The sequence below is a fragment of the Peribacillus frigoritolerans genome (assembly GCF_030676415.1).
GTDB lineage: Bacteria > Bacillota > Bacilli > Bacillales > DSM-1321 > Peribacillus > Peribacillus frigoritolerans_A.
This window is the reverse complement of record NZ_JAUUTW010000008.1, coordinates 22,423-40,294: the sequence shown is the minus strand read 5'-3', so window position 1 is coordinate 40,294 and position 17,872 is coordinate 22,423. Positions and strand designations below refer to the sequence as shown.

16 protein-coding genes and 4 tRNA genes are annotated in these 17,872 nt (G+C 41.3%); all 20 read right to left on the bottom strand.

Translation table 11 applies throughout. The features are described 5' to 3' along the window. On the bottom strand, positions 1–795 hold the full coding sequence (locus tag Q8G36_RS09970) for a two-component system regulatory protein YycI (RefSeq protein ID WP_305159968.1): 795 nt from the start codon (positions 793–795) through the stop codon (positions 1–3). Then, positions 782–2,119: a YycH family regulatory protein gene (locus tag Q8G36_RS09965; protein ID WP_305159969.1), complete on the bottom strand. Its 1,338-nt coding sequence runs from the start codon at positions 2,117–2,119 to the stop codon at positions 782–784. Before Q8G36_RS09965 ends, Q8G36_RS09970 begins: the two co-directional genes overlap by 14 nt. Continuing rightward, a complete protein-coding gene (gene walK, locus Q8G36_RS09960; protein WP_305159970.1) occupies positions 2,116–3,948 on the bottom strand; it encodes a cell wall metabolism sensor histidine kinase WalK in 1,833 nt (610 codons plus the stop codon). Before walK ends, Q8G36_RS09965 begins: the two co-directional genes overlap by 4 nt. A gap of 5 nt (positions 3,949–3,953) precedes the next feature. Next, the gene (gene yycF, locus Q8G36_RS09955) at positions 3,954–4,661 is read right to left on the bottom strand and encodes a response regulator YycF (RefSeq protein WP_034316131.1); all 708 of its coding nucleotides are present in this window, start codon (positions 4,659–4,661) and stop codon (positions 3,954–3,956) included. 279 nt (positions 4,662–4,940) lie between these two features. After that, positions 4,941–6,359, bottom strand: a complete 1,419-nt coding sequence (locus tag Q8G36_RS09950; protein ID WP_305159971.1) for a peptidoglycan DD-metalloendopeptidase family protein — start codon at positions 6,357–6,359, stop codon at positions 4,941–4,943. A gap of 412 nt (positions 6,360–6,771) precedes the next feature. After that, positions 6,772–6,844, bottom strand: a tRNA-Phe gene (locus Q8G36_RS09945). Between the two features lie 29 nt (positions 6,845–6,873). After that, positions 6,874–6,949: transfer RNA gene (locus tag Q8G36_RS09940), tRNA-Asp, on the bottom strand. A 23-nt stretch (positions 6,950–6,972) separates the two neighbouring features. Next, positions 6,973–7,044: transfer RNA gene (locus tag Q8G36_RS09935), tRNA-Glu, on the bottom strand. Positions 7,045–7,052: 8 nt separating this feature from the next. Continuing rightward, positions 7,053–7,128: transfer RNA gene (locus Q8G36_RS09930), tRNA-Lys, on the bottom strand. 266 nt (positions 7,129–7,394) lie between these two features. Beyond that, the gene (locus Q8G36_RS09925; protein ID WP_241636714.1) at positions 7,395–8,687 is read right to left on the bottom strand and encodes an adenylosuccinate synthase; all 1,293 of its coding nucleotides are present in this window, start codon (positions 8,685–8,687) and stop codon (positions 7,395–7,397) included. Between the two features lie 289 nt (positions 8,688–8,976). Then, positions 8,977–10,341, bottom strand: a complete 1,365-nt coding sequence (dnaB, locus tag Q8G36_RS09920; protein WP_034316139.1) for a replicative DNA helicase — start codon at positions 10,339–10,341, stop codon at positions 8,977–8,979. Between the two features lie 140 nt (positions 10,342–10,481). Continuing rightward, positions 10,482–10,931, bottom strand: a complete 450-nt coding sequence (gene rplI, locus Q8G36_RS09915) for a 50S ribosomal protein L9 (RefSeq protein ID WP_305159972.1) — start codon at positions 10,929–10,931, stop codon at positions 10,482–10,484. Further along, a complete protein-coding gene (locus tag Q8G36_RS09910) occupies positions 10,928–12,898 on the bottom strand; it encodes a DHH family phosphoesterase (RefSeq protein WP_305159973.1) in 1,971 nt (656 codons plus the stop codon). The genes rplI and Q8G36_RS09910 overlap by 4 nt, the downstream gene beginning before the upstream one ends. Before the next feature lie 41 nt (positions 12,899–12,939). Further along, on the bottom strand, positions 12,940–13,887 hold the full coding sequence (locus tag Q8G36_RS09905; RefSeq protein WP_305159974.1) for a YybS family protein: 948 nt from the start codon (positions 13,885–13,887) through the stop codon (positions 12,940–12,942). Positions 13,888–14,122: 235 nt separating this feature from the next. After that, the gene (gene rpsR, locus Q8G36_RS09900) at positions 14,123–14,362 is read right to left on the bottom strand and encodes a 30S ribosomal protein S18 (RefSeq protein ID WP_034316147.1); all 240 of its coding nucleotides are present in this window, start codon (positions 14,360–14,362) and stop codon (positions 14,123–14,125) included. 47 nt (positions 14,363–14,409) lie between these two features. After that, positions 14,410–14,937 carry a single-stranded DNA-binding protein gene (gene ssb / locus Q8G36_RS09895; RefSeq protein WP_034316149.1) on the bottom strand — a complete coding sequence of 176 codons (528 nt, stop codon included), beginning with the start codon at positions 14,935–14,937 and terminating at the stop codon, positions 14,410–14,412. Between the two features lie 69 nt (positions 14,938–15,006). Continuing rightward, a complete protein-coding gene (gene rpsF / locus Q8G36_RS09890) occupies positions 15,007–15,291 on the bottom strand; it encodes a 30S ribosomal protein S6 (RefSeq protein WP_034316153.1) in 285 nt (94 codons plus the stop codon). Between the two features lie 192 nt (positions 15,292–15,483). After that, complete coding sequence (gene ychF / locus Q8G36_RS09885) at positions 15,484–16,584, bottom strand: redox-regulated ATPase YchF (protein ID WP_034316156.1); 1,101 nt, start codon at positions 16,582–16,584, stop codon at positions 15,484–15,486. Positions 16,585–16,751: 167 nt separating this feature from the next. Continuing rightward, complete coding sequence (locus tag Q8G36_RS09880) at positions 16,752–16,949, bottom strand: DUF951 domain-containing protein (protein WP_034316158.1); 198 nt, start codon at positions 16,947–16,949, stop codon at positions 16,752–16,754. A 20-nt stretch (positions 16,950–16,969) separates the two neighbouring features. Then, positions 16,970–17,806 (bottom strand): mechanosensitive ion channel family protein, encoded by an 837-nt coding sequence (locus Q8G36_RS09875; RefSeq protein WP_305159976.1) that lies wholly within the window; start codon positions 17,804–17,806, stop codon positions 16,970–16,972. Positions 17,807–17,872: the final 66 nt, after the last annotated feature.

Genomic DNA, 17,872 nt, shown 5'->3' with positions numbered 1-17,872 from the left:
TCACTCCAATATTTTTTCTTCTGTATTCAATTCAATGACCTCTCCATCAAAAGCATTCACGAAGAGATCCGTTTCGTCATCAATGACCACCCACCAAGTTGGTACAAGTAAATGTGACACAGATGTCGTCTGCAGCGAATTGTAATATCCCAATTTTACATTCGTGATGTCGCTTTTGGGATCAATATCACCATTCTGAAACAATGCTCCGATAGCATTTAAAGCAGATGTCAATTCTTTAGGTTTATTGAATTTTTCGATCTCCTCTAAATACATCTGTTCATAGGAAACGATTTCACCCTTCTTGTTCAGATATAAAGTGACCTTCCCTTTACTATTATTATAAAACATCTTTTTATCTGCCACTTGATAGCAGGTGATGGTCTGGCTGATTTCATCATAGCTCCAAAAATGATATTCATTTCCATTTAATATATACTCCTTCAGGAATATATCAAGGTCTGCAGCCTGAATTTCCGATTTCATGCCAATCGGTGTTTTAAATGTACCCACAAGCTTCTTATCATCGATGATTTTTGCTTTTTGATCTTTCAGGTACTGAATATCTTTCTTCTCGAAAGTCTTGCTTTTGGCAATCAGGAATTGATCCGTCTTTTGTTTCGGAAGTGGGGTTTCTATTGAAATCTCATCTTCTTTCAACAGTTCATCTGTAGAGGACTCCGTTAAACTTTCATATTGGGAGTCATTAATCTTTTCCAGGAATTGATAAAGAAGAAAAATATTCAAAACGAAGAAAACCATGATGAAAATCGACTTTGTATTATTCCAATCCACTTTGATCGCCTCCCGTATCTTCATCAAAAGGCACAATAAACCATTTATCGCCGATACGATAATACCAAGTGGGCTCAAGTGTAACTAGAGTTACAAGTTTGGAATCCAGGGATTTATTCAGTTTATAGCCAATCGAGATGTCCTCCACACTTTTGAAATCGATATTATCTTTCGATTTCAGCTGATTCACTACTTCTTTACCGCTTTGTAAAGTCTTTGGCGATCCTTCTGACGGGAGGACTGAGTCAAGTGAAAAGTATGGGCGGTCATAGCTATAAATTTCTTCTTTCCCCCAAATTTGCTCGATTTCCGTCATTCCAGATTCATTGAAGGTCGGATAACCATTTACGAATAAGCGGAATACCACTCGTTGCTCATCCTCCGACATATAGGCAAAGCGGTAATTGTTATCTTCCCAACCGTCATGATCATTGATGAAATTAATGCTTTTTTGCAAAAGGTCACTGGAACTGCCAAATAACTTGCTCTTTTGTGCCGGATTGATATAAGAAATTAGGTAATTGTCTTTATTGACCGTCATCAGTCTTGTTCCATCCGTGTATTCCTCACCGACCGAAACGGGTTCCTGACGTACGAACTTCGGATAAGTAAATAATGCATTTTTCAAGTTTCCAATATCCAAATAGTCAATATAATATTCAAGTTTGTTGATCTCCACTGGTTTTTCCGGAACGAACAGCGTCCTTTTGCTGTTTATGGTCTCGGCCGTGTATTCAGGGTGCTTATCGTAAGAACCCCGATAAAATGAATCCATGAAATTCCTTAGTTTTTTAGAGTCGACCATGCCTTGATAAATCTTCCCTTGATCGTAGGAAACAAAATAAACGGCAGATTCATTACCGCTGATGTCCTTTTGTTTAATGATGATTCGATCAAACGAAAATTTAGGCACTTCCTTATCCGTTATATTCAATACGGTTTTATAAAGGGCAATGGGAATATCATCGGAAAATTCGATTTCAATCGACCCATCTTCATGGACAAAATCGTCAAATTTCCTTTGCAGCCTGTTTACGGATACCTCTTTTATGCCTCTGAAACGCCATTGCGAAAATTCTTTTTCCATTTCATTCATTTCTGCCGGATTGGAAGTCTGGAAATGCTGCCCATTGCCATGGAAAAGGATACTGACTGGTTTAATGACATCACTGACAATCTGGACATCGCTCTTAATCTTTATAAATTCCGACGATTGTTCAAATAGATCATATTCAGGCTCGTACGTCCAAATGCTCCATGTCAAAAAAATGCTTGTCCCAACCAAAATAATCAGTATGATACTTTTTGCACGTTCAAAATTCATGACCAATCATCCTCTTCTTCCTGTTCGTAAGGAAGTGTAAAGAACACGGTAGTTCCTTTTCCATCCACACTTTCCGCCCATATTTTCCCGCCATGCGCCACGACCATCTCTTTTGCAATCGCTAAACCAAGCCCTGTCCCGCCTAAGTTACGGGCCCTTGCTTTATCCACACGGTAGAAGCGGTCGAATATTTTATCAATGACGTTTTTCGGGATACCCACTCCTTGATCTGTAATGCTCACAATGATAATGCCATCAGATGCCCTGACGCGGAAAGTCACTTGACCCCCTTCAGGTGAGTACTTTAATGAGTTGGAGATTACATTATAGAGAACCTGGGTGATTTTATCTTCATCAATATCCACAAAATAAGCTTCCTTCGGCAAATCACGCTTAAACGTGATGTCATCATTTTTCGTCATTTCAAAACGATCGATGATATGGTCATAGAATTTATTGAAATTCACCCAGCCCGTTTTAAGCCTGTAATCTTTACTGTCCATTTTCGAAAGCTGTAACAGATCATTAACAAGCCTGATCATTCGCTCCGTTTCATTTTGGGTCACACTTAAAAAGGATGGAGCGATTTCCTCGTCCTTCCATGCCCCTTCAGCCAATGCTTCCAGGTAACTTCTCATCGTCGTTAACGGAGTTCGCAGTTCATGTGATACATTGGCAACAAATTCCCTGCGTTCACTCTCGATTTTTTCCTGCTCTGTTATATCATGCAAAACGGTAATCAAACCATTAACGAATCCCGTTTCCTTTTGAATGACCGAAAAGTTCCCCCTCAAAACGAAAGGCCGATTTTTTTTGCTGTAATCAAGGATAATGGATTCTCGCTCTTCCAGTAAATCCTCAAATTTATATTCTTCTTCAAGACCCAAAACCTCAATGATCGGTTGGTTCATGACGGTTTCACTCGAGACATTCAATAATTGTGCCGCCGGTTCATTAATCAAGTTCACCCGACCGCGCCTGTCCGTTGAAATTACGCCATCCGTCATATTGGCAAGGACAGATGATAGCTTACGCCGCTCTCCTTCTGTACTTGATTGCGACTCTTGAAGCTTTTTGGTCAAATTATTGAAAGTGACGGCAAGCTGGCCTATTTCATCATCGCCATATACCCTGACTTTTCTGGAGAAATTCCCTTTCGCCATCACCAGGGCCTGTTTTCTCATATCAGACATGGGTCTGGTGATCGTTCGTGCGAGCAGGATTCCCAAGATGGCCGTAATGACTAAGGCGATGGCCGTACCCGTCATGAAGATGCTATTGATTTCATCCATCTGCTCAAAGACATTTTCCATCTCTGCTATTACATAGACGGCGCCAATGACCTCCCCATTTGCTTCAATGGGTGTCGAAAGGACCCAGAGCCGCCTGCCTATTTTCTGATCCCGAAATACATCACTAACTTCTTTTCCAAAAGTGAGCGTATTCTTAATAAGGACCTCTGTTGTCTTCTTCCCTACAATATCCTGGTTACCTGGGGCTGAAGTTCCGATCACGCGTCTGCTGCGGGTGTCGATGACACGTACTTCCGAAATATCATTCGATGAATTATCCCGGTCTCTCAATATCGTATCAATCGCTTCTTCGAGGGTTGGATCTTCCTCTCCCCTCTCTTTTTCCATTTCTTCACCAATGCTGTAGGTAAGCAGGTTAACGTGGCCTTTTATTGATTTCGTAAAGTTCCCAACAAGATTTTCTTCCAATTCCCCAACAAAATATACCCCGATTATTTGCATTGCTACGAAAATGAGCAAAACATAAATCAGAACAAATTTAAAATGGATTGAGCGAAAAAAACCAACCTTTTTCATAGAAACTACTCCTGTTCAGGGTTACGCAGGTAATAACCGACCCCTCTTCTAGTTACAATCCAGCCAGGATGGCTAGGATTGTCTTCAATCTTCTCACGAAGACGTCTGACCGTTACATCGACCGTCCGTACATCCCCGAAATAATCATAACCCCACACAGTTTGCAATAAGTGCTCCCTTGTCATGACCTGACCGATGTGCTTCGCTAAGTAATGAAGCAACTCAAATTCGCGATGCGTCAATTCAATCGTATCGCCCCGCTTGGATACCACATAGGCATCCGGATGGATGGTGAGCGTTCCTATCGTAATTTCCTTCGGTTCATTTTCTTGATCGGGAACCGGAACAGCTTGCTGACGTCTTAGGTTCGCCTTAACGCGGGCAATTATTTCCCGGGTACTAAATGGCTTTGTCACATAGTCGTCTGCACCAAGCTCCAATCCTAGGACCTTATCTATCTCTGAATCTTTTGCCGTTAACATGATGATCGGCGTTTCATACTTCTTCCTTACTTCCCTGCAAACTTCCATCCCATCACGCTGCGGCAGCATGATATCAAGTAAAATCAAATCAGGTTGCCGTTCTTCTACCATTTTGAGGGCTTCATTGCCATCATAAGCACAAAAAACTTCATAGCCTTCTTTTTTTAGATTGAATTGTAATATATCAGCAATTGGCTTTTCGTCATCCACTACCAGAATCTTTTTATCCATGTACTTATCTCCTTTTTAATAACTGAACTGAATCTATTAAAAACCGTGTCCTTATCCGGGACCTTATTCACTTTTCCTTCTGCTTGCACCAAGCTGGCGACCTAATTCAGCAAAGTTACATATATATACCCAATAAAAGGGGCTGAACACCGGAATGAAAGCAAATTGTCTCTATTCTACTTTATCATTTTATAGGCATTAAATCACCTTTTTCCTATTATTCTCATCTATGTACGAAGCAGAAGAAGTCTTCGAATATTTTTCGAAGACTTCCACCGGTTACTGACTTATAAAGTTTAGCGGATTAACGAGAGACCCATTTTTATATATTTCAAAATGGAGGTGGACACCAGTCGAGTGCCCTGTTGAACCCATCATGCCGATTTTCATGCCTTTTTCAATCTTTTGTCCTGCTGTTACATCTATTGAATCCAAATGGGCATACACTGTCTTATATCCATTATTATGATTGATCGTTATCTTATTTCCATATCCTCCGGAGTTTCCGGCAGTTTCGATTATCCCATGATCTGCTGCCGTTATGGTCCTGGTGGTTGGCCGGGCAATATCAATACCTTTATGAAGTTTCCCCCAGCGCTGGCCCTGCTTACTGGAAATATAGCCCCCATCTGCAGGCCATGAATATGTACCGCTGCCCTGTGAAGGAATGACCTTGGTGCCTTTTCTGGTGATTTCTGTTTTGGCTTTTTCCGTGACTTCTTTCTTTACGATCGTTTCACTGATTTTCTTTCCGTTTGTTTCAGATACATTATAGGTGAATGCAAGAATCCCCTCATTCCCCACTTGTTCAGTAATGAGTTCGCCCTTTGGAAGTTCGTCATCCTCCTTCACTTTCTTTTCAAAAGGAATCCTCTCTTCTTTTAATACTTCTCTTTCTACCATTACCTTCACATAGGGGGTACGCTGGGTCACATAGAGACGCTCGCCCTCTTTAACACCTTTGTACTCATCCTGTCCCGGATTTAGCTCCAGCAGTTGATCCAGGTCCATATCATGCCTAGTGGCAATGGCTTCAAGATCCTCATCTTCCTTAGCCTCATAGATCGTCGTTTCTTCCTTTCCTTCTTCTATCAAGGAAAGGGTTTTATCGACGCTCTTGATTTCGTCTGGATCTACCATTGTCTCTTTAAACGTAACGGGAAGTGAAAATTCGATGTCCAGAATTCTACTTCCTGGCTCTTTTAACGGGTCCACATCTTTTTCACTTTCTTTTTTACCTGATTCGTATTCAGCGTATTGCTCTTCATTTACATATAACAAAGTGATTTTCTCCAGAACATCCTCGGCATCTTCCTTTGACGCAACATAAGCGACCGCCTGATTATCAATGTCGATTTCATACGCCTCTGCCTTCACATTCAACTGATCTTGAATTCCCTTAACAGCCTGATCCTCTTTTACCTCTTCATCGAATACCTCTTCAGGTACAAACGTCAGCTGTGTCTCCTTATCGAATGTAAAGTCAGGATAATCTTCCTGGGCTTTTTCTACCTTATCGGCTACGATCTTTTCGATTTCCTTTTCATCCGTCACACTTCCGACGAACTCATCGTTAAGATAAACATGCTGTATGGTTGTAGTTTCCGATATCCCAGCAGCAATTGCCCGATTTCCTGCAAGCACTAAAATGATGGAAACCATCAACAGGATGATCCCCTTACCTTTTGAGCTAAACATATATTGTCCTCCTTAACGGCTCAGTCACCAATTAAGAAACTAATCAAATTTATTTTGAGATTTATTAGTCCAATTTAAATATCCATATGCTTATGACTGATTTCTATAATGATTTTTATCACTCATAACTCTACCATATTAGGAAAAAAAACAAGAAACAGACTTCATAATGTAATAGAACTGTATAAATGGTGACAACATGTACCAATAAATATGGTAATGGGGAAAGTTCAATAAACTGCGGAAAAAGGAGTGGGCCTAAGCCCAGTATGGTTAAAAGCGAGTCATATATCAAATTGGTCGAAATTGGTATGTTACAAATCGTTAACAATCTATTAACAAGATTTCATTCAAAATACAATCTGGATGCAAAACAAAAAAACGCCCTAAAAGAAAGACGTTTATAAAAGGATGGCTCAGGACGGAATCGAACCGCCGACACAAGGATTTTCAGTCCTTTGCTCTACCGACTGAGCTACTGAGCCAAATATTCTATTTTAGAATAAAAATAAAATGGCGGTCCCGACGGGAATCGAACCCGCGATCTCCTGCGTGACAGGCAGGCATGTTAACCGCTACACCACGGGACCAGTAAAACATTTATATAAAGAAGTGACCCATACGGGATTCGAACCCGTGTTACCGCCGTGAAAGGGCGGTGTCTTAACCGCTTGACCAATGGGCCGGAAAAAATGGTGAGCCATGAAGGATTCGAACCTTCGACCCTCTGATTAAAAGTCAGATGCTCTACCAACTGAGCTAATGGCTCGTTCTAATGAAATGTTTCTTTGCAGAATGTAAACTTAACATCTGCAGCTTGTTAATGGCTTGTTCTATTGTGACGACGCTTTTGATAATATCATGGTTAATATAGTTTAGGCAATAGTTTTTTGAAATAAAATTATTTTTTTTCATATCTTTTTCATTTTCCCTACAGTTTAATCCATTCATTCGGTATCCCGAACGTGACATTTAATGCATAGATGTTAATAACGAAAGAAGAGCCGGCAAAAAAGCCAGCTCCTTTTTCATGAATTATGCTAGACGCCAAGGGCTTCTCACGATATTTGTTTGGTTACGGTCAGGACCGACAGAGAAAGTAGTCAAAGGAATGCCTACCAATTGAGATACGCGCTCTACATAGTGGCGAGCGTTCTCTGGAAGCTCATCCAATGATTTGCAACCTGTGATGTCTTCTGACCAGCCTGGTAGCTCTTCATAGACTGGTTTACATTCGCCAATCGCTTTCAAAGTCGCTGGAACCTCATGAATGATCTCGCCTTTGTATTCATAAGCCACACAAATTTTGACCGTATCAAGACCTGATAATACGTCAATTGAGTTCAATGATAAATCGGTAATCCCGCTGACACGGCGAGCATGGCGAACGACAACAGCGTCAAACCAGCCTACACGGCGCGGTCTGCCTGTAGTTGTACCATATTCACGGCCAATTTCCCGGATTTGGTTGCCGACTTCATCATGCAATTCTGTAGGGAAAGGACCATCGCCCACACGGCTTGTATATGCTTTACATACTCCAACAACATGGTTGATTTTCGTAGGACCTACACCAGAACCGATCGTAACTCCACCTGCAACCGGGTTAGATGAAGTGACGAATGGGTATGTTCCTTGATCGATATCAAGCATAACACCTTGTGCCCCCTCGAATAATACCCGTTTTCCTTCATCAAGTGCGTCATTCAATACAACGGATGTATCACAAACATATTTCTGCACTTGTTGTCCGTACTCATAGTATTCTTCCAAGATATCTTCGATTTTAAAACCTTCCGTTTCATAGAAACGTTCAAACATACGGTTTTTTTCGACAAGATTTTGAGACAATTTTTCCTCGAAAATTTCACGGTCCAAAAGGTCTGCCATACGGATTCCGTTACGAGCAGCTTTGTCCATATATGCAGGGCCGATTCCCTTTTTAGTCGTTCCAATTTTGTTGGCGCCTTTACGGTCTTCTTCGACTTCATCCAATTTGATATGGTAAGGAAGAATGACATGTGCACGGTTCGAGATACGAAGATTATCCGTACTCACCCCATGGCTATGTAAATAAGCAAGCTCCTCTACAAGAGCTTTTGGATCAACCACCATACCATTTCCAATGACACAAATCTTATCACTATAAAAAATCCCTGACGGAATTAAATGCAGTTTATAGGTAACGCCGTTAAATTTTATTGTATGCCCTGCATTATTCCCACCTTGATAACGAGCGATGGCTTCCGCATTCTGGGATAGAAAATCTGTAATTTTACCTTTACCTTCGTCTCCCCATTGTGTACCGACTACTACAACTGATGACATCTGAATAAAGCACCTCCAAAGGTTCACGTAATACCGGTCATTAACCGGTTCTTATCAAACAAACCTATTTTATCAATAATCCAAACTGGAAGTCAATACAAAATCCGAACAATACACTTTTCAATAAATGCTTTGTTCGTAAATATGAGAAAATTCTTTCCGATTTTACATTGGGTTTTGGATTGTCAATCATTATTGTACCCTTTGTTTTCTTTTTCTATTATCATAACGCCCTTTCTTTTACCCAAAACAAAGAAAGCCCGCCATTGCATGAATGGCAGGCAGTTCCCTATGCGCCGGGAGACATCGAATCATCATCGAAGCGGCGTTCGAGGTTAACGAATTTATTATATTCTTTTACGAATGCAAGCGAAACCGTGCCTACTGGACCATTACGCTGTTTCGCTATAATGATTTCAATGATATTTTTGTTCTCGGATTCTTTATCATAATAATCATCACGGTATAAGAATGCGACGATATCTGCATCTTGCTCGATACTCCCGGATTCCCGGATATCAGACATCATCGGGCGCTTATCCTGACGCTGCTCCACTCCCCGCGATAGCTGGGAAAGGGCGATGACGGGCACTTTAAGTTCACGAGCGAGCGCTTTGAGTGAACGTGAAATCTCGGATACCTCTTGCTGACGGTTGTCGCCTGAACGGCCATCGCCTTGAATCAACTGCAGGTAATCGATCAATATCATGCCAAGGCCATGTTCCTGCTTCAAACGACGGCATTTTGAACGGATTTCACCAATCCTCACACCTGGCGTATCATCGATATAAATGCCGGCATTCGACAAGCTTCCCATCGCCATCGTCAGTTTACGCCAATCCTCATCAGTTAAGGAACCTGTCCGTAAATTCTGAGCGTTGATATTCCCTTCAGCACAGAGCATACGCATAACGAGTTGCTCTGCACCCATTTCAAGACTGAAAATCGCTACATTCTCCTCCGTTTTGGTCGCAACGTTTTGAGCGATATTCAATGCAAAAGCGGTTTTACCAACCGAAGGACGGGCACCCACTATAATGAGGTCATTACGTTGGAACCCCGCTGTCATTCGATCCAGTTCAGCAAACCCTGTCGGTATTCCCGTGACATCCCCTTTACGGGTAGTCAAAATTTCTATGTTATCGTACGTCGCAACCAATACATCTTTAATATTTTGAAAAGACCCGGAATTTTTACGCTGGGCCACTTCCATGATCGTTTTTTCTGCTTCCCCGAGCAGCTCCTCGACCTCGTCCTCGCGACTGTAGCCTTCCTGAGCGATGTTGGTCGCTGTCCTGATCAAACGACGCAGCAATGACTTCTCCTCGACGATGCGGGCATAATATTCAATATTGGCCGCGGTAGGCACCGATCCGGCCAATTCACTTAAATAAGAAACACCGCCAACTTCTTCAAGGTTTTTTGTCGCAGCCAGTTCCTCTGTCACCGTAATCAAATCGACAGCTTTTCCTTCGTCATTCAATTTAAGCATCACATTAAAAATCTTTTGATGAGAGCTTCTGTAAAAGTCCTCCGGAATCAAAACTTCCGATGTAACGGTCAATGAAGAGGGCTCTAGAAAAATGGCTCCCAGTACAGCCTGTTCGGCTTCTATATTTTGAGGGGGAATCCTATCCTGAAATTGTTCTATCATATCTTAAAACCTCCCAATCTAAGAGGATACCTTTTATATGTTTCTAGTAAAAAAGAAAAAAGTGAAAGGACAACATGCCCAATCACATTTTTCGTCTATCTCTATTTTATCAATTTTTCACAGATATGAAACAGCTAAAATTAGTTAATTTCTTTCACATGTACAGTCAGTGTAGCAGTGACTTCAGGATGAAGCTTGACTGGAACCTTGGTATGCCCTAAAGAACGGATGCCGTCAGCAAGCTCCATTTTACGTTTATCAACCTTGATACCGTTTTTTTTCTGAAGCTCTGATGCAATTTGTTTAGTCGTGATGGAACCGAATAAACGCCCGCCCTCACCGGCTTTGGCAGATAGTTCAACCGTTAATTTCTCCAGCTGCACCTTCAATTCTTCAGCATGCTGCAGCTCTTCTGCTGCAAGTGATTCTTCTTTATTTTTCTGAGCTTCCAAAGTTTTTACATTTGTATTATTTGCTTCAACGGCCAATCCTTGTTTAAGCAGGAAATTATGTGCATAACCATCTGCAACATTTTTAACTTCCCCTTTTTTCCCTTTACCTTTAACGTCTTTTAGAAATATTACTTTCATTCTTTTTGTCCCCCTTCTAAATATTCATCAATAGCTGATTTTAATCGACTTTCGGCTTCATCAATGGAGCATACCTGTTGAGTGGCGGCATTTGTTAGATGTCCGCCTCCATTCAACATTTCCATGATCACCTGTACATTGATATCACCAAGAGAACGCGCACTTATGCCAACTGTATCATCAGATCGCTTAGCCATTACAAAGGAAGCGACAACGCCATCCATGGTCAATAGGGTGTCCGCAGCCTGAGCAATGAGCACCTGATTATGAACCTGATCGGTTTTTGCCGCGGCAATGGCAATTCCCTTTTTATAAAAGATGACTTCTTCAATGAGCTTCGAACGTTTGATATAGGTGTCCACGTCTTCTTTTAAGAATTTCTGGACAAGTACCGTATCAGCTCCATGCGCCCTTAGATAAGAGGCTGCATCGAAAGTACGTGAACCTGTTCTTAAGGTGAAGCTTTTCGTATCGACGATGATACCTGCAAGAAGCGCCGTCGACTCCAGCATATCAATCTTTGAGCGTTTCGGCTGATATTCAAGCAGTTCGGTTACAAGTTCTGCTGTTGAAGATGCATAGGGCTCCATATAGACGAGCAATGAATTCTTGATGAACTCCTCACCCCGGCGATGATGGTCGATGACTACAACCTTATCGATCCTATTCAATAACCGCTCTTCAATTACCATGGAAGGTTTATGTGTATCGACCACAACCAGCAAGGTCTCATCCGTAATCATTTCAAATGCATCATCAGGTGTTATGAACCGGGCATACAGCTCTTCTTTATTTTTAATCTCTTCCATCAAACGAAGGACACTGCTATCGAGCTGCTGGGTGTTAATGACAATATAGCCTTCACGTTCATTCATCTGGGCAACTTTCAAGATGCCGATCGCTGAACCGATTGCGTCCATATCCGGGTTTTTATGGCCCATGACAATGACTTTATCGCTATCAAGGACTATATCCTTCAATGCATGGGAAATCACACGGGCACGGACCCTGGTGCGTTTTTCCATCGGATTGGTTTTGCCGCCATAGAATTTCACTTTTCCATTCGCTTGCTTTATGGCTACCTGGTCACCGCCACGTCCTAAAGCGAGATCCAAGCTAGACTGTGCAAGCGTACCTAGTTCCGGCAAGGATGACACGGCCGAACCGACACCGATGCTCAGGGTCAATGGTACATTTTGCTTGGCAGTCGTTTCCCTGATTTCATCCAAAATCGAGAATTTCCCCTTCTCAAGCTGCTGAAGGATATGCTCATTAAAGACAGCGATGAATCGTTCCGAGGAAACCCGTTTAAAGAAAACGCCATTATCCCTTGCCCATTTATCAAGAAGTGAGGTAACCAAGCTGTTAATGCTGCTTTTACGCTGATCATCCATACCCTGTGTCAAATCATCATAGTTATCAAGAAGAATGATCGCAATTGCCGTTCGCTCATCTTCATATAATTTCTCAATTTCCACTTGCTCCGTCACATCAAAAAAGTAAAGAAGCCTTTCATCACGCTTATGGACCACCTTGAATTTCCGATCGTGGAGCGTAAGTGTCTCTGTCTCGATCTCTTGCTTGATTAACGGTACTATCGAGTCCGCAACATCGTATAGCGATCTTCCTGCCAAGGAGTCTTCACTAAAACAAGAAGCCAGGAATGGATTGGTCCATTCAATGTAAAAATCCTCATTAAAGAGCATGATCCCAATCGGCATTTCCAATAACGCTTCCTCGCCCACCTTCTTTAAACGGTAGGATAAAGTCGTTATATACTCTTCGGTCTTCCGTTGCTTTTTTTCTACCATTCTTAATGTTAAATAAAATAAACCAGCAAGAATCAATAGTCCAACAAGTGCAATAACCCAATTATAATAAGCCAGTACGCCCAAAAGGAAAACGACCGCGGCCAGCACCCCATACAATGGGGACTTAATCGAGTATTCTTTCAAATAAGATGGCATAGTTTCAGCTCCTAAAAGCATCTGTTTTACAAAAAAGTCTTCTATTCCTTTTTCTTGATTGTCTCCCTAAAAGGAAAGCCTAAATCTATTATACCTAAAAATCGGACGGCCGTCGTAATAATCGGAATCGGCAGAAGCAAAGAAAAAACCACGATTAAAACAGGTATGGCCTTAGCCCATGACTTAACATGAGCGATATAGAATATCAGGGAATATCCTTGTAATAAAATGAAGAACTGCAGTATGAAAAATAGGTTCGTTATGGCCATATATACAAAACTGTTCTTGTCCGTATTCACAAAAAGAGCAAGAAGCATCGTAATTAAATAATACCATAAAAGGCTTTTCGGGAGTCGCAGATCTCGAAAATGGGGCCATTTTAACGCCTTATCACTGAATCTTTTCAAAATGGGATGGGCCGCAAAGAAAATTAATAAAACCATGATGACGGACATCAAGACGAACAAACTGGGCATCAACGTATTTATCATATCGATTGATTCATACATCCGCTTTTTGACTTGTTCCGTCGGTGCCTGTCCAAAGGAATCCATGATGCCGATTGTATTTTCGAGGGACCCCTCAGCCATGTTCATCGATTCTTCTATGTAATTAACATCCGTTATCAACACTGAAGCTGCATATATTAATAAAATGCCTCCCAGGAAGACAAGGACTGCGCTTATGAACATAGGTGCCATCGGTTTGTCCTTTTTCAAAAAATGGCCGATCGCAATTCCCGTCGCCCCCATGAGCAAGGTCAGCGGAACAGACAATATCGTCCCGATGAGAATCGACAATAACGAGGCTACAAATAAGTAACCAAGGCTCCACGATAACTTTTGTTTGATTGTGACCAGTATGAATGGAATGGGTAAAAAGAAAGTAGTGAAAATACCCAATAGTGGGACTTGAATGGTGATGAACAATAAAATGCAATATAGTGCCAGAAGTGCTCCGCCCTCGGCAATTCGTCTCCCGCTATTCATCTTTATTTCACCCCCTGTTATGATTGATGTCTTATCTCCATCTTTATATTGTATCCGTTACGGCCAGGATATTTCAAACATCACATTCTTTTTTAGGATATGATTATTTTTTCTGAGGAAAACGTCCGGATAACTTCCTTTTGAAATAAAAAAACCGCAATTCAGCGGTTTTCAATCATAAGTGACAACTTATAAAAAAGGCACATTAAGGATAACTCCTCAATGTGCCAATTTATTATTCACCAGATACATATGGTAGTAATGCCATAGTACGTGAGCGTTTAATAGCAATCGTTAATTTACGTTGATATTTAGCGCTTGTGCCAGTTACACGACGTGGTAAAATTTTACCGCGTTCTGAGACGAATTTTTTAAGAAGATCTACATCTTTGTAATCAATTTTAGTGATTCCGTTAGATGTGAAATAACAAACCTTTTTACGCTTACCGCGTCCTTTACGTCCACCCATTGCCATAATAAATTTCCCTCCCTGCTTTTTAAATTTTCATTTTAAACGGCTGTTTAAAATGGAAGATCGTCATCTGAAATGTCGATTGTTTTACCGTCATTTGCAAATGGATCATCATCTACACGAGTGTAGTTGTTATTGCTCCGTTGATTCTGATTAGGATTTTGTCCATACGAATTGTTGTCATTTCCGTTATTATTGCCATAACTTCTTTGACCCCCACCGTAAGAACCGCCTTCATTTCTTTCACCCGCTGAACTGCTTCGTGGTTCAAGGAATTGAACGCTCTCAGCCAGAATCTCCGTCACATATACGCGTTTGCCGTCTTGTCCTTCATAATTACGTGTTTGGACACGTCCATCCACGCCAGCTAAACTGCCCTTTTTCAAGAAGTTAGCTACATTTTCTGCCGGTTTACGCCAAACTACACAGTTAATGAAATCCGCTTCACGTTCACCCTGCTGATTCGTAAAACTACGGTTCACAGCTAAAGTAAAGGTAGCTACGGGAACTCCATTAGGTGTATATCGTAATTCAGGATCTTTAGTTAAGCGTCCTACCAAAACTACGCGATTCATCATCAGAATCAACCCCTAGGTTTCAAGCTTGTTCCATGTGAAACAAGATTAGAATTTATATTAAATATCGAATTATACTTCTTCTCTAGTAGCCATGTGGCGAATAATGTCTTCACTGATTTTAGCAAGACGATCGAATTCTTGAATCGCAGCACTTTCAGCGTTAACTTTAAGAAGCATGTAGTAACCATCACGGAAATCATTGATTTCGTATGCAAGACGGCGTTTACCCCATTCTTTTGCTTCTACTTCCGCACCATTATCAGAAAGGATTGTGTTGAAACGTTCAACTAAAGCTTTTTTAGCTTCTTCCTCAATGTTTGGACGGATGATATACATAATTTCGTATTTTCTCATCACTGTCACCTCCTTTTGGTCTAAGCGGCCCAATTGGGCAAGGAGCAATTATTTATAATTACTCACAAGATAAAATTATAGCATAGTTAAAGAGGCTTTGCAACGAACTGATCGACTTATTACAATTAATTGTAATCCAATAATTAAAGTCTCAAAAAAAGACCCTACATGGAATGGTAGGGTCTTTGAATCTTACACGTTAAAACGGAAATGGATAACATCGCCATCATTAACGATGTATTCTTTTCCTTCCAAACGGACTTTCCCCGCTTCTTTTGCAGCACCATGGCTGCCCGCTTCAAGTAAATCGGTATAAGAAACCGTTTCGGCACGGATGAAACCACGTTCGAAGTCCGTGTGAATGACGCCGGCACATTGAGGGGCTTTCATTCCTTTGCGGAATGTCCAAGCACGCACTTCCTGTACACCAGCTGTAAAGTATGTTGCCAATCCAAGCAGATTATAAGATGCACGGATCAACTGATCAAGGCCTGACTCCTCGATGCCAAGTTCAGATAGGAACATTTCCTTTTCTTCACCTTCAAGCTCTGCAATTTCTTCTTCGATTTTGGCACAAATCACGATTACTTCGGCATTTTCCTTAGCAGCATATTCACGAACTTGCTGTACATATTCATTATCATCAGCATTGGCCACTTCATCTTCGCTCACGTTCGCCACGTAAAGCGTCGGCTTCGCTGTAAGTAAATGCATGCCCTTCACGATTTTTTGCTGCTCTTCAGTAAACTCGACGGAACGTGCAGGCTTTTCATCTTCCAATGCTTCTTTTAAAGCCACAAGGATTTCATGTTCTGCCACAGCGGCTTTATCTTTTTGCTTGGCCATTTTTCCGACACGGTCGATGCGTTTGACAACAGATTCCAAATCGGCAAGGATCAATTCTAGGTTGATGACTTCGATATCATCGATTGGATTTACTTTTCCTGAAACATGGGTAATGTTATCGTCTGCAAAACAACGGACGACTTGACAAATTGCATCCACTTGACGGATATGGGAAAGGAATTTATTACCCAATCCTTCTCCTTTACTTGCTCCTTTTACAATCCCGGCGATATCCGTGAATTCAAATGCTGTCGGAACCGTCTTTTTCGGTTTTACCAATTCAGTCAATTTTTGCAGACGGTGATCTGGCACTTCCACAATCCCGACATTTGGGTCGATCGTACAGAAAGGATAGTTGGCAGATTCCGCACCTGCCTGAGTAATTGCATTAAATAAAGTGGATTTACCTACGTTAGGCAAACCGACTATACCAGCTGTTAAAGCCATTTATATTTCACTCCTTCAAGATGATTCGTACATATGGGAAAAGAACTGATCTTCTATAAAGACCATCCAATTACCTAAACCTTTCCCAATTATAGATTTCGCTTCCTAAAAAGACAAGTAAATCATTGAGATGACAGGACTGCTTTCACTCCGAAAAAAAAGCATGATCACTCCTCATGCTTTTGCAGAACTTTTTTCATTTTCTTCGCGAATTCACGTCGAGGCAGCATCACGCTATGACCGCACCCTTCACATTTTATCCGGATATCCATACCGAGCCGTATAATTCTCCACTTATTCACTCCACAGGGATGTGGTTTCTTCATTTCCACAATATCCTTAAGTGCAAATTCCTTTTCTTCCATAACCATGAGCCCCCTAATTCCTATGACTCGCTGCCATTGTACGTAGATTTAATCCCACTTGAATCAAGCGCAGCACTTATTTCTTTTCTTAATATCCTACTGATTTCAATGTGATGCATCGGCTTTGTTTCCGCTTTAATCCGAAAGACGATTTCTTCAGGACTGATTTTTTCAATTCCCAAAAATTCAGGTGCTTTGATCAAGGCTTCGTATTTACCTTCCATACTGTTTAAAAGATCAATCAGCACCTTCTCAGCACGCTCGACCGATCCATCGTTAGGTATGGTCACGTCAACCACAGCCACACTGTTTAAAATGGAATAATTCGTAACCTGGATGATGCTGCCGTTGGGTATGAAGTGCAATTCCCCTGCACCGCTTTTAATTTTCGTCGTACGAAGCCCGATTTCAATGACTTCCCCTTCAAAAGTATTGATTTTAATATAATCCCCAACCGAGAAATGATCTTCAAAAATAACGAAAAACCCGGTAATTATATCCTTGACCAAACTTTGTGCGCCAAAACCAATGGCCAAACCGAGAACACCGGCACCAGCGAGTAATGGCATTACATGAAGACCAAGAATCTCCAGAATCATCAACAAGGCAATGAAATTGAAGACATAGGTAATGATATTTTCCAGCAATTTAATGAGTGTCGCTTCCCTGCGCTCCGATACCCGAATGGGACTTCTTAAACGTGCTTTGAAAAATTTATTCAGAATAGTCTTTCCTATTGTAATAATAATACGCGATAACAACAGAACAAGGAAGATTTTAATAATGCCCTCGCCCATCAGCAGCCATATCTTCTCATCCAATATCTCTTTTGAAACGTTATCATAAATGCGATCCATATTTTCCTCCTGCCTCATGCAAATAACTGCAAAACTTCTATATCTTCTATATGATTTTTTCCCATA